Here is a 14401-nt window from a genome sequence, read left to right as displayed (position 1 = left end):
GGCGACCGCACCCCATCCCGCGCGACCGCACCCCGCCCGCGCCCGCGCCTCAGCGTCGCGCGACGACCGCCCAGCCGTGCGGCCCGACCGACAGCACGTCGCCGTCGAGCCCCGCGTCGCGGCCGGCCAGCCACTCGCCCGGCGCCGGCTCGGCCACGCGCAGCTCGTCGTCGCCCAGGTTCAGCGCCACGACGAGCGCCTCGCCCGGCCCGTCGCCGACGACCTCGAGCACGAGCGTCTCGTTCGACACCGAGACGGTGCGGCTGCGGGCGGTGTGCAGCCACGGGTGCCGGCGTCGCACGCCGATCAGCCGCTGGTGGAGGGCGAGGACCTCGGGGAGGGCGCCGGGCACCCCGACACCCGGGGCGTCGACGGGCGCCGGGGGGAACGCCGGGCGCACGGCGTCGTCGCCGCCGACCCGCTCCTCCTTCAGGGCCCGGAGTCCGAGTTCGTCGCCGTAGTAGACGGACGGCGTGCCGCCGAGCGTGAAGAGCAGCGCCAGGGCGTGGTCGTGGTGCCGGTCGTCGTCGATCTGACTCGCGATGCGCGTGACGTCGTGGTTGCCGACGAAGGTGAGCGGCACGAAGTGGTCGAGGAACCCGTCGTGACGCTGCAGGGCCCACTCGAGCTCGTGCAGGTTGACGTCGTTCAGCCCGTGCCAGACGCCCTGCCACAGCTCGTACTGCGTCACGCTGTCGAGACCGCCGTCGGCCACCGCCGCGACGTAGTCGCCGTGCAGCACCTCGCCGACCACGTACACGTCGGGGTGGCGCTCGCGCAGCACCGGCAGCACGGTCGCCCAGAACGCCGGCGGCACCGCGTACGCCGCATCGAGTCGCCAGGCGTCGACGCCGCGGTCGGCCCAGTAGGTGAGCACCTCGGTCACCAGACGGGCGACCTCGGGCGAGTCGTGGTCGAGCGCGATCAGCCCGCCGTGGCCCTCGAAGGTGCCCAGGCTGCCGTCGTCGTCACGGCGGAACAATGAGGCCGCCGGCGACGAGGGGTCGTTCCGCGCCTCGATCAGCGCCGGGAACTCGGGCCCGACGTGGTTGAAGACGCCGTCGAGCATCACCTTCACGCCCTTCGCGTGCGCCGCCTCGATCAGGGTGACCAGGTCGGCCTCGGTCCCGAGACGCGGATCGACCGCGAGCCAGTCGATCGTGTCGTAGCCGTGCGTCGACGACTCGAAGACCGGCCCGAGGGCGAGTCCGTTCGCACCGAGAGCCAGTAGATGGTCGAGCCAGGGCACGAGGTCGAGGAGGCGCGGTGCCGGCGAGCGATCCGCCCCGGTCGTGTCCGCACCTGCGAAGCCGAGCGGGTAGACGTGCCACCAGATGGTGTGCTGCGAGCTGTTCACCTCTGCCACCGTACGGGTCGCGGCTCGACGGCGGCCCGGCGCGGGCCGGGAACCGAGGAGGCGCAGTGCCGGTCTCGAGGACCGGCACCGCGCCTCCTGGGGTGCAGTGCTACTCAGCGAGCAGTGCTACTTCGCGAGGAAGGCGAGCACGACGCGGTTGAACTCGTCGGCGTCGCTCACGTTGGCGCCGTGAGGCGCTCCCGCGATGACGTGCAGCTCGGAGCCCGCGATCGCCTTGTGCGTACGAGCACCCGAACCCTCGTAGGGGACCGTCGCGTCGCCGTCGCCGTGGATGACCAGCGTGGGCACGGTCACCTTGGCGAGGTCGTCACGGAAGTCCGTGTTCGCGAACGAGGCCATGGCCTCGAGCGCGGCGGCCTTGTCGGCCTGCTTCGCGAGACGCAGGGCGTCCTGGCGGTCGGCCTCGGAGACCTTGAGCACGCCGTCGACCGAGAAGAAGCCGGTGGTGAACTCGTCGTAGAAGGAGTCCTCGTCCTTGGTGAGGCCGGCGGTCATGTCGGCCGCCGCCTCCTTGGTGAGAGGGCCCTCGGGGTTGTCGTCGGTCTTCATCAGGTACGGCGGGACGGCCGAGGCGAAGACGACGCTGTGCAGACGCTCGGTGCCGTACTTCGTGAAGTAGCGGGCGACCTCGCCGCCGCCCATCGAGAACCCGACGAGCGTGACGTCGTTCAGGTCGAGCTCGGTGAGGACCGTGTGCAGGTCTTCGGTCAGGTGGTCGTAGTCGTATCCGGTCTTCGGCTTGTCGCTGCGTCCGAAGCCTCGGCGGTCGTAGGTGACGACGCGGTAGCCGGCGTCGCGGAACGCGGGGACCTGCTTGCTCCACGACTCGCCGGAGAGGGGCCAGCCGTGGATGAGCACGACGGTGCGTCCCGAGCCGCCGAAGTCGTCGACGTGGAGGTTCGTGTCTTTGAAGAGCCCGTGGTGGGCGGTGATCTCAGTCATGAGGTTGTGCCTTCCCGGCCGCTGCTGCGGCCTTCCCCCCACGTTCGTACCCGGGCCGGCTGACGGTTCGGTCAGCCGGCTGTCGGGGTTGCGCAATGCGGATAACCGGTGCCTATCGCTCGGGCACTGAGGACGGAGCCTCGGAGCCTGGGCCCCGGGCCGAGAGCTCGGGGCCCGGAGCTCGGAAGCCCCGGGCCGCCGGGCCTGGGCTCAGGCGAACGTCGCGGCGTCGATGACGAAGCGGTAGCGGACGTCGGACTTCAGCACGCGCTCGTACGCCTCGTTGATCTGGTCGGCGTCGATGAGCTCGGTCTCGGGCACGATGCCGTGCTCGGCGCAGAAGTCGAGCATCTCCTGCGTCTCGCGGATGCCGCCGATGGCCGAACCGGCCCAGCTGCGACGCGCGGGGATGAGCGCGAACGCGGGCACCTCGAGCGGCTCGGACGGGGCGCCGACGTTGACGAGCGTGCCGTCGACGGCCAGCAGACCGAGGTACGCGCCCATGTCGACCTTCGCCGAGACGGTGTTGATGATCAGGTCGAACGAGTTCGCCAGGTCGGTGAAGGTCTGCTCGTCGCTGGTCGCGTAGTGCGCCTTGGCGCCGAAGCGCAGCGAGTCGTCCTTCTTCGAGGTGGTCTGCGACAGCACGGTGACCTCGGCGCCGAGGGCGGCGGCGATCTTGACGCCCATGTGGCCGAGTCCCCCCATGCCGACGATGGCGACCTTGGTGCCCTCGGTCACGCCCCAGTGGTGCAGGGGCGAGTACAGGGTGATGCCGGCGCAGAGCAGCGGGGCGACCTTGTCGTAGTCGAGCGACTCGGGCACGCGGAGCACGAAGTCCTCCGTGACGACGACGGCCTGCGAGTAGCCGCCCTGCGTGATGGTGCCGTCGGCGGGGTCGACGCCCGTGTAGGTGCCGACGTTGCCCTTGGCGCAGTACTGCTCGTCGCCGCGCTTGCAGTACTCGCACTCGCCGCACGAGTTGACCATGCAGCCGACGCCGACGCGGTCGCCGACCTTGTGCTTGGTGACCTCGGAGCCGACCTCCGAGACGGTGCCGACGATCTCGTGACCGACGACCTGCGGGTACTGGATCTCGCCCCACTCGCCGCGGACGGTGTGGATGTCGCTGTGGCAGATGCCGGCGTAGGCGATGTCGATCATGACGTCCTTCGGGCCGACGTCGCGGCGCTCGATGGTCGTCTTGACGAGGGGCTCGGTGGCGGACGGTGCCGCGTAGGCGTTGACGGTGCGCATGGTTCTCCTGGGGGTGGTGGGTTCGGTTCGCGGGGGTTCGAGGGGCGGGTCGGAACACGGTGCTCGACGACGGGCCCTCCGTCTGCGACGTTACGCTCCCGCGCCGACCGTGGGTGGCCCTGAGAGGGCCCCCCGAGGAGACGGCCCGCAGGAGGCGCGGTGCGAGTCCGACCGGCACCGCGCCTCCTGCGGGTGGGTCGGTAGGGCGACGGCCCCCGTGAGACACGCCTCCGGATGGGAAAGTGCCCTGACTAGCGACACGGCTCGCACGGTGCGGGGCGTAGCAAGGATCAGACGCTGCATCGGGCATTCCGGTGGCGGACGAAGGAGTCGACATGGCAAGCGGAGTGGCAACAGTGTGGGTGCCCGTGACCGACATGGGGCGGGCGACGGCGTTCTACCGTGACGCACTCGGTCTCACGGTGACGAGCGAGAGCGACGACTGGACCGAGATCGACGCGAACGGCCTGATGATCGGCCTGAACGGTCGCGAGGAGGCCGCGGCGTCGAGCGAGGGCGGCGCGGTCATCACGTTCCAGCCCGACGGCACCCTCGAGGACGCCTTGGCCGACCTGCAGTCGCGCAGCGCCGACGTGACCGGCACGATCAGCGAGCACCCGTGGGGCCGCATCCTGCCGTTCAAGGACACCGAGGGCAACGACCTGCAGTTCTACACGCCCCCGACCGACTGACCTCGGGGCCTGCAGGAGGCGCGGTGTCGGTCGGACCGGCACCGCGCCGACACCGAGCGGCGACGACCTCCTCGCTATTGTCATCTAGGCTCGACAACTGTCATCATGAGTTCGGTCGTCGACGAGAGGATGCCCGATGGCGGAGTGGCCGGCCCACACGACGCGAACCGTGCCCTGGGCTAGCGCGAGCCGCCGCGGCACGCGGGAAGACCGGATGCTCTCCGAGGTCCGGGCGTCGATCCCCCCGATGATCGCCGATCTCGAGGTACCCGTCGTCTCAAGTCGCGATCTCTCTCGAGCCCGCCACGAGGCGACCGACCTCGAGCGGGTCGCCGACGGTGTGCTCAGCCCGCTCGCCGGCTTCCTGATCCGCATGGAGTCGGTGGCCTCGAGCCGTATCGAACACGTCGAGGCATCGCCCCTCGCGTTCGCACGGGCCATCGGCGGCCTGAAGGAGAACGACTCGGCGATGTCGATGGTGGCCGCCGGGGCCGCCATCACGAAGCTCATCGCTGCTTCCGGTGCGACCATCGCGCTCGACGAGATCCTCACCGCGCACGGGGCGCTCATGCGAGACGACCCGGACGTGACCGAGCGCCCGTACGCCGGACGCGTGCGCGACGTGCAGAACTGGATCGGCGGCTCGCAGCACTCCCCGCGGAACGCGCTCTACGTCCCGCCGCCCCCGGATGACGTCCCCGCCCTCCTCCGCGATCTGGTCGTCTTCTCGAACCGGGCCGACGTCGAACCGATCACTCAGGCGGCGATCGCCCACGCGCAGTTCGAGAGCATCCACCCGTTCACCGACGGCAACGGCCGCATCGGCCGGGCGCTCATCGGGGCGATCCTCCGCCGCCGCGGCGTGACGCCGCACACGGTGCTGCCTGTGGCGAGCGCCCTCGCTGCGGACACGACCCACTACTTCTCGCTGCTCACCGCCTACCGCACCGGCGACGTCGCGCCGATCGTCACCGACCTCGCGCTCTCTGTCGAGACCGCGGCCCGTGAGGCGCGAGGCACTGCGCGCCGATTCGCCCGGTACGTGGAGGACTGGCGGGAACAGGCCCGACCTCGGGCAGGCAGTGCAGCCGACCGGATCCTGCCCGTTCTGCTGACGCTGCCCGTCTTCACGGTCGAGCAGCTCGTCGACGAGCTGCGCGACCTCCCTGAGCGGAGCGTGTATCGCGGCGTCGAGGTGCTGGCGGAGAACCACATCGTCGAAGCCGTCACGGAGCGCGTCCGCGGCCGGGCCTACGCGGCGATGGACGTCCTCGACGAGTTCGACGATCTCGACTCCCGCATCCGCGAGCGCATCACCCGACTGCGGGGGGCGTGACGCACGTCCGCTGAGACGCCGAGACCCCAGCGGGTCGCCGAGACCCCCGCCTGCGCGCTGGGGTCTCGGCCACCTCCTGGGGTCTGAGCGCCGCGCCTCCGCCGCGCGCTCCGCCGTGCGGGCGAGCCGCTCGCGGTCGGAGGCTCGTAGGGTCGAGGGATGACGACGACATGGACGACCCTGCAGCTCATCCTCTCCGCCGTGGTGGTCGTGTGCGGTGCGCTGCTCACGCGAGGTGACAGCGGCCTCCTGGGCGTGCTGATGATCGTCAGCGGTTCGTTCTCGATCGTGGTCGGGCTGCGGGCGATGGCCGTGAACCGACGCGTCGAGAGGCAGCACGCCGCCCTCCAGGCCGGCGACGCCCCGACGCACGAGCGCTGACGCCGCCGGCGCCACCGCTGCCGCCGCTGCCGCCGTCACCCCCGACGACCACCGAGAACGAGGACGCCATGACCGACATCGCCTGGACCACCGGCACCTGGACCACCGAGCCGACAGCGGTCGCCGTCGCCGTCGACGGGATGCGGGTCACGGCGACGGAGGGCAGCGACGCCTGGCGCCTCACCTCGTACGGGTTCGTCCATGACACCGAGCACGCCCTGGTCGCGCCCTTCCCGCAGGGCACGGCGATGGAGGTGTCGTTCGTGCTCGACTTCGCCGCCCAGTTCGATCAGGCCGGCCTCTTCGTCTCGGTCGACCCCGAGACCTGGGTCAAGGCCGGGGTGGAGCTCAGCGACGGCGAGCAGAGCCTCGGTGCCGTGGTGACGCGAGGAGAGTCCGACTGGTCGCTGTCACCGGTCGACTGGACCGGCCGGACCGTGACGATCCGAGCCAGCCGCTCGGGGGATGCGCTCACGGTCCGGGCGCGGGTCGACGCCGAGCCCTGGCGTCTGGTGCGGGTCGCCCCGCTCGCTCCCGATGCCGCGGCGAGCGCCGGCCCCTTCTGCTGCGCCCCGTCGCGCGCCGACCTCACCGTGCACTTCACCGCATGGAGGACGATGCCCGCCGATGAGAGCCTGCACCCCGAGGACTGACCGCTCGGGCTAGGGTCGTGGCACCAGCACCACCATCCAGGTCTCGGGCACCATCGATTTCGACTCCCCGGACGAGCTCCGCTTCATCCACGGCGAGCAGACGCAGTACGGGTTCAACTTTCCTCGTCTTATCCTCGGCCCCGACGAGATGTTGGTCCGAGGGTGCTTGGAGCGTGGCCGAATGCTTGCATCGAGGAGAGCCCCCCTACACAGAGGACGGTGCGACTAGCTCGCGCCGTGTCTTACGCTGACCAAACGACTTCGACCAACTCTCAGAGGGTCAGCCAGACGCGACAGCCCCTTCTGCGACGGTGATCCCGGTTCCGACATTCAGACGATGGCTGTGTAGTCGTACCTGGCGTCGAGCACTCCCCAGTCGATCGTCAGCTCCACTTGTCAGGTGCTCGACGAAACCATCGACCCGGGCCGCGTGTTCGACCGCAAAGTGCGCCTGTGGGAGATCGCGGAGGGCTGCCAACTGATGGACTCCCACGAGGCGTTCAGGGTGCTGATCCGCCCGTAGTCCCGCGCATCACCGCATGCGATGAAGCCAGGGCGAAGGCTCTCCCGAACGATCGGCAGGGCCTTCGTCGCGGGCGACCCAGCGACGGTCAGAGTGCCGCGGGGAACGCGTCGCGCCGCCCGTACACGGTCAGCGCCAACGCCACGACCCCGGACCCGATCATCAGCACGGGCAGCACGAGGCCGTCGGCCGTGGTCAGCAGAGCCGCCCCGACGATGCCGGCGAAGAAGATCGCCACGTTGAACGCCACCGGCAGGAACGCGTTCGCGACGTCGGCGTTGTCTCCGCCGACGGTCGTGAGGGCCGCCTGCAGCTGAGCCGACGCCCCGCCGAACGTCACGCCCCAGAGCACCGCGGCGACGACGACGGCCGGCACCGACGCGTGACCCGCGAGCAGGATCACCCCGGCGACCACGAAGAGCGCGACGCTGCCGTGCAGCAGCGCCCGCGGGTACCGGTCGAGCAGCGCCCCGGTGACGACGATCCCGCCGATCGAGGCGACGCCGTAGATCAGCAGCATCACGTCGACTCCGAGCCCCGAGCCGCCGGCCCGCAGGTACGGCGAGACGTACGTGTAGATCGTGTTGTGCGCGAGCATCCAGGCGGCGATCACCGCGAGGATCACCGCGATGCCGGGGATGCGGAACACTCGCCCGAGCGACAGGCGCGCCCCCTCGGGTGCCGGTGCGGCGTCGGGGACGACCGCGGCCACGAGCGCGAACACCACGACGCCGATCAGGGTCAATCCGCCGAACGACCAGCGCCAGTCGAAGGTCATGCCGAGCCACGAGCCGAGCGGCGTGCCGAACGCGAAGCCGACGGGTGCGCCGGCCGAGACGACGGCGAGCGAGAGACCGGCGCGGCTCGGCGGGCTGATGCGGCGGCCGTAGGCGGCGAGCATGCCCCAGATCACGCCCGAGAAGGCCCCGGCGACGAACCGCGACACCAGGGCGAGCGCGATCACGGGCGAGAGCGCCGTCACGGTGTTCGCCACGACCAGCCCGGTGATGGCGATCAGGAGGAGCGGCTTGCGTCGCATCCCCCGGGTGAGCGCGATGGCCGGCACGGTCGCCAGCACGGTGCCGAGCGCGTAGGCGCTGATGAGCAGACCCACGGCGCCTTCGCTCGTGTCGAGGCCGTCCGCGATGACGGGCAGCAGACCCGCCGGCATCGTCTCCATCGCGACGAGGATGAACCCCATCGTCGCGAGGACGACGAGCGAGAGCAGCGGCAGACGGTCGACGGGCGCGGTGGGGCCGGAGGCGCGGGTCGAGCGGGTGGGGACGGGCGCGGTGGCCATCGTGAGGTCCTTTCGGGCGCGGAGACGCGCCTCCTCGGGGCGTGCCCGGTGGCGGGGAGGATGCCGCGGGGCGGCGGAGGGTGGAGGGTCAGGAGGCGGTGTCGATCGTGTGGTCGCGCTCGACGATGTGCTCGGTCGCGGCCCACGAGGCGAGGAGCCTGAGCCCCTCGTCGGAGGGCGAGCCGGGCACGGCCGTGTAGACGGTGAGCGAGTGGCCCGGGGTGTCTTGCAGCTCCATCGCCTGGAAGTCGAGTTCGAGCAGGCCGACGACCGGATGCCGGAACTGCTTCGCGCCCGTGTAGTGGCGGCGGACGTCGTGCGCCGCCCAGCGGGTGCGGAACTCGTCGCTGCGGATCGAGAGCTCGCCGACGAGCGCGGCGATCCCGGCGTCGTGGGGGTCGCGCCCGGCGTCGCGGCGGAGGATGGCGACGTTGACGTTGGCCGCGCGCTCCCAGTCGGGGTAGAAGTCGCGCGCGCCCGGGTCGAGGAAGATGTAGCGCGAGTGGTTGCCGGGGCGCAGCGTGCCGCGGTACATGTCGGAGTACAGGGCGAAGCCGAGCGTGTTGGCGGCGACGAGGTCCATGCGGGTGTTCGTCACCATGGCGGGCGCGCCGGTCATCGCGTCGAGCATGTGCTGCACGGGCGACTGGGCGATCTTCTGCTCGGCGCCGACGGGCGGCCTGCGACGCGACGGGGCGAACGCCTTGGCGAGGTCGTGGAGGTGGTCGGTCTCGGCCTGGTCGAGCCCGAGCGCACGGGAGATCGCGTCGAGGACGCTGTCGGACACCCCGCCGAGGTTCCCCCGCTCGAGACGCGTGTAGTAGTCGACGCTGACACCGGCCAGGCGGGCGACCTCGTCACGCCGCAGCCCGGGGACGCGTCGACGCCCGCCGGCGCTGACGACGCCCGCCTGCTCGGGCGACAGCCGTGCCCGGCGTGAAGCGAGGAACTCGCGGACCTCGGCTCGTTCATCCATGTCACCGACCCTAGAGCCGCCCGCCAGGCCCAGCCAGGCCCTGCCGGAACCCCCGTCCGGCGAGCCGGGCGAGCGGAGACGGACCGGCGCGGGCGGGCCGTGCCTCCTCCTCTTCGGTCAGCCGCGGGGGAAGCGCGCGGCGCCCGCCGTCGCCGATTCGGGCAGGTTGCTCGCGGCGAGCGGCTGGCCCGCCGACACCGCGGTCGTCCACCCCTTCGTCGTGGCGACGGCCGCGAAGTTCGAATCGAGGAGGGCCATGAGGGTGCGGTGCACGGTCTCGGCGTCGACGTGGCCGGCGTCGTTCCCGAGGCTGATGGCGCCCGTCGCGTCGGACAGCACCTCGGCGGTGATGCCGACCGCCTCGGCCCCGGCGGCCGAGGCGAGGATGCAGTTGTTCGTCATGTACCCGACCAGGGTGACGGTGTCGAGCGAGTTCTCGTGCAGCCAGTCGAGCAGGTCGGTGTCGGCGAAGACCGAGCTGTACTGCTTGGTGATCGACTTCCAGTCGGAGCGGCGACGCCTCTCGATCTCGGGGTGCAGGGCGAACGCCTCGGTGCTCGGATCGAACACGGGGGAGCCCTCGCCCGACGTGTGCTGGAACACCACGACGGGGATGCCGGCGGCCGAGGCGGCGTCGATGGCCTCGGCGACACGGGCCAGGGAGTCGTCGACGGAGGGGTACTGGATCTCGAGCGGGCCGGCGAAGTACTCCTGCTGGACGTCGACGACGATGAGGGCGCGGTTCGGTGTGGTCATGGGGGCTCCTTGTTCGAGGGCGTCGGCGCGGGATGCGATCCACCGACGATCCTCCTCGCGGGGGGCGCCTCGCACGAGTGGCCCGTGTGCGTCGATACGATGGATTCAGGCCATCGAGGAGGTCCGCCCGTGAAGATCGCCGTCTACGCCTTCGAGGGCGTCTCCATGTTCCATCTGTCGGTGCCGCAGATCGTCTTCGACGAGGTCGCCCGCCAGGGGCTCGGACCATGGCGGACGACGCTGTTCTCCGAGCGGGCCGGATCGATCACGACCGCCGAGGGCTACTCGCTCGGCGGCGTCGCCGGTCTCGACGCCGTGGCCGACGCCGATCTGGTCGTCGTCCCGTCGTGGGTCGACGACGGCCGCGAGCCCGGCGCCGCGTTACGCCGGGTCGTGCTCGCGGCGCACGACCGGGGTTCGACGATCGTCGGTCTCTGCCTCGGCGCCCTCGCCGTGGCGGACCTCGGCCTGCTGGAGGGTCGCAGCGCGGTCACCCACTGGCACGCCGTCGAGGGGCTGGCGCGGAGGCACCCGGGTATCACCGTCGAGCCGGGCGTCCTCTATCTCGACCACGGCGACGTGCTGACCTCGGCGGGCACCGCCTCCGGCATCGACGCGTGCCTGCACGTCGTCCGGACCCGCCTCGGTGCGGAGGCCGCGAACAGGGTGGCCCGCAGCCTGGTCGTCGCACCGCATCGCGAAGGCGGTCAGGCGCAGTACATCGAGCGACCCGTCGCGCAGCATGCGGCGACGGACCCGATCGCGGTCGCGACCGCCTGGGCCCTCGAGCATCTCGGCGACGAGCTCGGCGTCGACCGTCTGGCGTCGGAGGCGCGGCTGAGTCGCCGGACGTTCGTGCGGGCGTTCCGGGCGTCGACCGGCACGACACCGGCCGCCTGGGTGCGATCACGACGCCTCGACGAGGCGCGACGCCTGCTCGAGACGACCGACCTCCCGATCGACCAGGTCGCCTCGTCGTGCGGGTTCGGCAATCCCGTCACGCTGCGGCAGAACTTCGCGAGCGCCTTCGGCAGCACGCCGTCGAGCTACCGACGCCGGTTCGACGCCCGGGCGTGACCGGCAGGGTCAGGCTCGCGAGGCGCAGCTTGCGATGAACGCCATGAGCGGGGTGGCGTCGTCGTCGGTGAACAGGATGTCGAGCGCCTTGTTGAACTCGAACTTGCGCGCCACCGGGAGGCTGACCGCCTCGTAGCCCTCGGACATGAGCAGCCCGGTCATCATCAGGCGGGCCGTCCGCTTGTTCCCGTCGAAGTAGAACTGCGATCTGGTCGCCGAGACGAAGTAGCCGAGGGCTCGTTCTCGGGGATCGTCGAGAGCTTCGAGGAAATCCGCCGACGCGGCGAAACGCCCGGCTAGTTCGCTCTGGGGCACACCGACGACCAGTCCGCCGGAGGCGAGTCGGACCGTGCCCCCGCCTCCGACGTCCCCCTCGCCACGGAAGCCGCCCGATTCGATCGCCTCATGGATGGCGACACGGCGATGGAGATCGTCGGAGACGCTCTTCGACAGGCTGAACGAGCCGGACGCCACGAGCTCGTCGAGATGGGTGTAGCCGTCGACCAGGGCGAGCACCTGCTTCTCGTCGTCGAGGGGCCGGCCGCCGACCGTCACGCCGTCGAGCAGCGTCCGCACCTCGGGGAGGGTGAAGGTGTTGCCCTCGAGTGCCGCGGCGTTCCAGACGAGATCGGGTAGCGACGCCCTGAATCGGTGGCGTGCCCGCTCGATCGACGAGCTCTCGATGCGGTCGAGGGGCACGCGGGTGATGTCCCAGCGGACGGCCGTGGCGGCGAAGGTCTCGTCGGGGGTCGTCGCCCGGAGGCCCCTGCGTGGTGCGCCGGCTCGCGCCTCGGTCGTAGCGGCCGGGGGGCGCCCGGGCCGTGTGCGGTACCCGTCGGCCCCGAGTCCCCGTGACTGCTCGTCTGTCATCGTTCTCGCCGGAGGTGCGCCAGAGCGGCCGAGCGAGGTGCCTCGCCGAGCCCGACGGCGTCGATGTGCGCCTGGATCGGCGCGACCAGTCGCACGGAGTCGATCTCGAGCGCACCGGCGAACACCGACGGGTGGGCCGGAGTCAGGATGAGGTCCGACAGCCCCGCGAGACCGGGGCGGAAGGAGTCGGCGAGCAGTTGCGCGACGCGTCGCGGCTCGGGTGTCCAGAGGATGGTCGGCGCGTCGGCGTCGATCTCCATCGCATCGAGCGCCGCCCAGCCCGAGAGCGCCCAGTCGTCGCCGGAGGCGGACCCGGCAGAGACGAGGCGATCCACATAGCGAGCGTCGCCCCGCAGATGGATCGAGCCCTCCCGCTGGGCGGGCGCCGACGCCCGGCCGGCCTCGTCGATGAGCGCGACCTGCACGTCGGCCTCCGAGCCTGCGGCGACATAGCGCTGCAGTCGTTCGAGCCACGCGGTCGCGGAATCCGACCACTCGGCGACGTCGGGATCACCCAGGGCGGCTCTCGCTGCGACTGCGGCGAGGGGATCGCTGACGGGGATCAGTGCGGCGTCGATGTCGAATCCGCAGGCCAGGGCCAGTTCGCGCAGGTCGTCGATGCGAGGGGGGCGCCCGCCGAGCACCCTGTAGAGCGTCGGGCGGCTGAGCCCGGTTCTGGCCGCGAGTTCGGTGGCACCGAGCAGGCTGGCCTGACGGGCGCGCATCGGCAGCTGCTGGAGATCCATCACCCGATCGTATCAATCTTGAGATGGATCGTCATCGAGTCTCAGAGATGAGACGGTGACGACGTGGGCTGATTCGAGCGCTCGCGACGCTCTCACCCTCGATAGGGGGTCTAATGGGGGTGCGGCCCGAAGCGCACCGACAGCGTCACGACTCGGGCCCGTCGTCAGAATCAGGCCGTCTCACCGTCGATCGGCGTCAATGACAGGAGCCTCCCGACATGACCACCCCGAGCAGAAGGTCCGTCCACGCCCGCGCGGTGCGGCCGACGCCCACGTCGTGGACGGTCGTCGTGACCGGATCCGGCGCCGAGGGCGGCGATCGCACCACCGGCACGTTCACCGCCCACGGTTCGGCGGTCGACGTCGACACCCTGGTCGACGAGTCGCGCGAGCTGGCCGCCCTCTGGCTGGCCGTCCGCCCGGAGGACATCGACGTGCGCCTCGTGATCGACATCCCCGACGACGCACGGCGTCGCTGGGCGGCTGCGACCCGACCCGACCTCCCGGACGAGGAGGCGCGGGTCGAGCAGCGACGCATCGCACGCGAACTCGGCGCGGCCGGCTACACAGCCTCCGCCCTCGCAGTGGCCTTCGACGTGTCGAGGTCGCGGGCGGCCCGTCTGCTGCGGGTGGACGCCATCGCGCTCGCACGCGACGTGACGGAGGCGGCGACCCGCGCGCTCGACGGCAGCGCCGTCGACGACCGCGGCGCCGACGACCGGGCGCTCGACGAGCGGGTCGCCGGCGACCGCGTGGCCGACCTGCAGGGCGACGCTCAGTAGGCGACGCCCGTCAGGCGACGCCCGTCAGATGATGCCCGTGAGGCGACGCTCAGTAGGCGACGCTCAGTAGGCGACGCTGAAGTGCGCGCGGCGGTGCTTCGGGGTGTCGATCTCGTCGACGATCGCGAGGGCGAAGTCCTGCCCGCTCACGGCCGAGACGCCCTCGGCGTCGGTGAAGGCCCGGTCGCCGCCGGTGCGGTACTCGCCGCGCGCCTCGCCGGGGGCGTACGCGCCGAACAGCTGGGCGGGCGAGACGAAGAACCAGTCGAGGCTGTCGTCCGTGCCGCCGAGCAGTTCGAGCACCTCGTTCATCTGCTTGGCCTCGCTCGCGAACTCGGGGGGCAGCTGGTCGGTGTCGGCCTGACGCGGGCCGCCCTCCTCGAGTCGGAGCGAGCTGTAGCCGCCGACGACGCCGAAGCGGACGCCGTGCTCGGCCGCGAGGGCGGCGAGGGCCAGATCGGCCTCGACGATCCTCCCGTCGAGCTCGCCGCGGGGTGAGAGCGACGAGACCACGACGTCGCTGCCGGTGACGGCACGGAGGCGGGCCTCGGCGTCGAGCATCGAACCGGTCTCGTAGCGGACGCCGTCGACCCGCGCCTCCTCGGCGGGGACGGAACGGCTGAACGAGACGACCTCGTGACCGCGCGATGCGGCCTCGCGGACGATGGCGCTGCCGGCGTAGCCGGTTCCTCCGACGACGGTGATGGTGCTCATGGCGTGCTCCTTCTTGTG

The 14401-nt window shown here is 71.4% G+C and carries 16 protein-coding genes; 7 read left to right on the top strand and 9 right to left on the bottom strand.

Translation table 11 applies throughout. The features are described from left to right. Positions 1-49: 49 nt before the first annotated feature. The 3 genes from IFT51_RS08570 to IFT51_RS08560 all read right to left on the bottom strand — a co-directional run bounded on the left by IFT51_RS08570 (position 50) and on the right by IFT51_RS08560 (position 3577). On the bottom strand, positions 50-1357 hold the full coding sequence (locus tag IFT51_RS08570) for an alpha-amylase family glycosyl hydrolase (protein WP_192060677.1): 1308 nt from the start codon (positions 1355-1357) through the stop codon (positions 50-52). A gap of 126 nt (positions 1358-1483) precedes the next feature. Next, the gene (locus IFT51_RS08565; protein ID WP_192060676.1) at positions 1484-2320 is read right to left on the bottom strand and encodes an alpha/beta fold hydrolase; all 837 of its coding nucleotides are present in this window, start codon (positions 2318-2320) and stop codon (positions 1484-1486) included. 210 nt (positions 2321-2530) lie between these two features. After that, positions 2531-3577 carry an NAD(P)-dependent alcohol dehydrogenase gene (locus IFT51_RS08560; protein WP_192060675.1) on the bottom strand — a complete coding sequence of 349 codons (1047 nt, stop codon included), beginning with the start codon at positions 3575-3577 and terminating at the stop codon, positions 2531-2533. Between the two features lie 335 nt (positions 3578-3912). On the opposite strand from IFT51_RS08560, the gene IFT51_RS08555 reads away from it, so the two are divergent. The 5 genes from IFT51_RS08555 (at position 3913) to IFT51_RS15345 (ending at position 7162) form a co-directional block, all read left to right on the top strand. Next, the gene (locus tag IFT51_RS08555; protein WP_192060674.1) at positions 3913-4269 is read left to right on the top strand and encodes a VOC family protein; all 357 of its coding nucleotides are present in this window, start codon (positions 3913-3915) and stop codon (positions 4267-4269) included. A gap of 169 nt (positions 4270-4438) precedes the next feature. Continuing rightward, the gene (locus tag IFT51_RS08550; RefSeq protein WP_371740747.1) at positions 4439-5605 is read left to right on the top strand and encodes a Fic family protein; all 1167 of its coding nucleotides are present in this window, start codon (positions 4439-4441) and stop codon (positions 5603-5605) included. A 159-nt stretch (positions 5606-5764) separates the two neighbouring features. Continuing rightward, the gene (locus IFT51_RS08545) at positions 5765-5986 is read left to right on the top strand and encodes a hypothetical protein (RefSeq protein WP_192060672.1); all 222 of its coding nucleotides are present in this window, start codon (positions 5765-5767) and stop codon (positions 5984-5986) included. A 68-nt stretch (positions 5987-6054) separates the two neighbouring features. Further along, entirely contained in the window at positions 6055-6639 is a 585-nt protein-coding gene (locus IFT51_RS08540) for a DUF1349 domain-containing protein (RefSeq protein ID WP_192060671.1), read from the top strand. Between the two features lie 400 nt (positions 6640-7039). Next, positions 7040-7162: a hypothetical protein gene (locus tag IFT51_RS15345; RefSeq protein WP_256415638.1), complete on the top strand. Its 123-nt coding sequence runs from the start codon at positions 7040-7042 to the stop codon at positions 7160-7162. A gap of 88 nt (positions 7163-7250) precedes the next feature. Here IFT51_RS15345 and IFT51_RS08535 read toward each other — a convergent pair whose 3' ends face one another. The 3 genes from IFT51_RS08535 to IFT51_RS08525 all read right to left on the bottom strand — a co-directional run bounded on the left by IFT51_RS08535 (position 7251) and on the right by IFT51_RS08525 (position 10194). After that, a complete protein-coding gene (locus IFT51_RS08535) occupies positions 7251-8462 on the bottom strand; it encodes an MFS transporter (RefSeq protein ID WP_192060670.1) in 1212 nt (403 codons plus the stop codon). Between the two features lie 88 nt (positions 8463-8550). Continuing rightward, complete coding sequence (locus IFT51_RS08530) at positions 8551-9438, bottom strand: helix-turn-helix transcriptional regulator (RefSeq protein ID WP_192060669.1); 888 nt, start codon at positions 9436-9438, stop codon at positions 8551-8553. Between the two features lie 117 nt (positions 9439-9555). Beyond that, positions 9556-10194, bottom strand: a complete 639-nt coding sequence (locus IFT51_RS08525) for an isochorismatase family protein (RefSeq protein WP_192060668.1) — start codon at positions 10192-10194, stop codon at positions 9556-9558. Between the two features lie 129 nt (positions 10195-10323). Between IFT51_RS08525 and IFT51_RS08520 the strand changes: the two genes are divergently transcribed. Next, positions 10324-11271: a GlxA family transcriptional regulator gene (locus tag IFT51_RS08520; RefSeq protein WP_192060667.1), complete on the top strand. Its 948-nt coding sequence runs from the start codon at positions 10324-10326 to the stop codon at positions 11269-11271. A gap of 9 nt (positions 11272-11280) precedes the next feature. On the opposite strand, the gene IFT51_RS08515 is transcribed toward IFT51_RS08520, so the two are convergent. Beyond that, entirely contained in the window at positions 11281-12141 is an 861-nt protein-coding gene (locus tag IFT51_RS08515; protein WP_197981939.1) for a hypothetical protein, read from the bottom strand. Beyond that, positions 12138-12887 carry a helix-turn-helix transcriptional regulator gene (locus tag IFT51_RS08510; protein ID WP_192060666.1) on the bottom strand — a complete coding sequence of 250 codons (750 nt, stop codon included), beginning with the start codon at positions 12885-12887 and terminating at the stop codon, positions 12138-12140. Before IFT51_RS08510 ends, IFT51_RS08515 begins: the two co-directional genes overlap by 4 nt. Positions 12888-13105: 218 nt before the next feature. On the opposite strand from IFT51_RS08510, the gene IFT51_RS08505 reads away from it, so the two are divergent. Then, positions 13106-13669 carry a hypothetical protein gene (locus IFT51_RS08505; RefSeq protein ID WP_192060665.1) on the top strand — a complete coding sequence of 188 codons (564 nt, stop codon included), beginning with the start codon at positions 13106-13108 and terminating at the stop codon, positions 13667-13669. Between the two features lie 63 nt (positions 13670-13732). Here IFT51_RS08505 and IFT51_RS08500 read toward each other — a convergent pair whose 3' ends face one another. Further along, positions 13733-14383: an NAD(P)-dependent oxidoreductase gene (locus IFT51_RS08500; protein WP_192060664.1), complete on the bottom strand. Its 651-nt coding sequence runs from the start codon at positions 14381-14383 to the stop codon at positions 13733-13735. Positions 14384-14401: the final 18 nt, after the last annotated feature.

Origin of the sequence: Frigoribacterium sp. CFBP 13712 (assembly GCF_014842255.1) — a bacterium.
Lineage (GTDB): Bacteria > Actinomycetota > Actinomycetes > Actinomycetales > Microbacteriaceae > Frigoribacterium.
The sequence above is the reverse complement of the archived record's forward strand: the minus strand, read 5'-3'. Positions and strand labels throughout refer to the sequence as shown.

Excerpts from the sequence above, each read along its gene's own strand:
- IFT51_RS08565 (WP_192060676.1), bottom strand. The coding sequence starts at position 2,320 with ATGACTGAGATCACCGCCCACCACGGGCTCTTCAAAGACACGAACCTC.
- IFT51_RS08530 (WP_192060669.1), bottom strand. The coding sequence starts at position 9,438 with ATGGATGAACGAGCCGAGGTCCGCGAGTTCCTCGCTTCACGCCGGGCA.
- IFT51_RS08510 (WP_192060666.1), bottom strand. The coding sequence starts at position 12,887 with ATGGATCTCCAGCAGCTGCCGATGCGCGCCCGTCAGGCCAGCCTGCTC.
- IFT51_RS08535 (WP_192060670.1), bottom strand. The coding sequence starts at position 8,462 with ATGGCCACCGCGCCCGTCCCCACCCGCTCGACCCGCGCCTCCGGCCCC.
- IFT51_RS08540 (WP_192060671.1), top strand. The coding sequence starts at position 6,055 with ATGACCGACATCGCCTGGACCACCGGCACCTGGACCACCGAGCCGACA.
- IFT51_RS08560 (WP_192060675.1), bottom strand. The coding sequence starts at position 3,577 with ATGCGCACCGTCAACGCCTACGCGGCACCGTCCGCCACCGAGCCCCTC.
- IFT51_RS08555 (WP_192060674.1), top strand. The coding sequence starts at position 3,913 with ATGGCAAGCGGAGTGGCAACAGTGTGGGTGCCCGTGACCGACATGGGG.
- IFT51_RS08545 (WP_192060672.1), top strand. The coding sequence starts at position 5,765 with ATGACGACGACATGGACGACCCTGCAGCTCATCCTCTCCGCCGTGGTG.
- IFT51_RS08525 (WP_192060668.1), bottom strand. The coding sequence starts at position 10,194 with ATGACCACACCGAACCGCGCCCTCATCGTCGTCGACGTCCAGCAGGAG.
- IFT51_RS08505 (WP_192060665.1), top strand. The coding sequence starts at position 13,106 with ATGACCACCCCGAGCAGAAGGTCCGTCCACGCCCGCGCGGTGCGGCCG.
- IFT51_RS08515 (WP_197981939.1), bottom strand. The coding sequence starts at position 12,141 with ATGACAGACGAGCAGTCACGGGGACTCGGGGCCGACGGGTACCGCACA.
- IFT51_RS08500 (WP_192060664.1), bottom strand. The coding sequence starts at position 14,383 with ATGAGCACCATCACCGTCGTCGGAGGAACCGGCTACGCCGGCAGCGCC.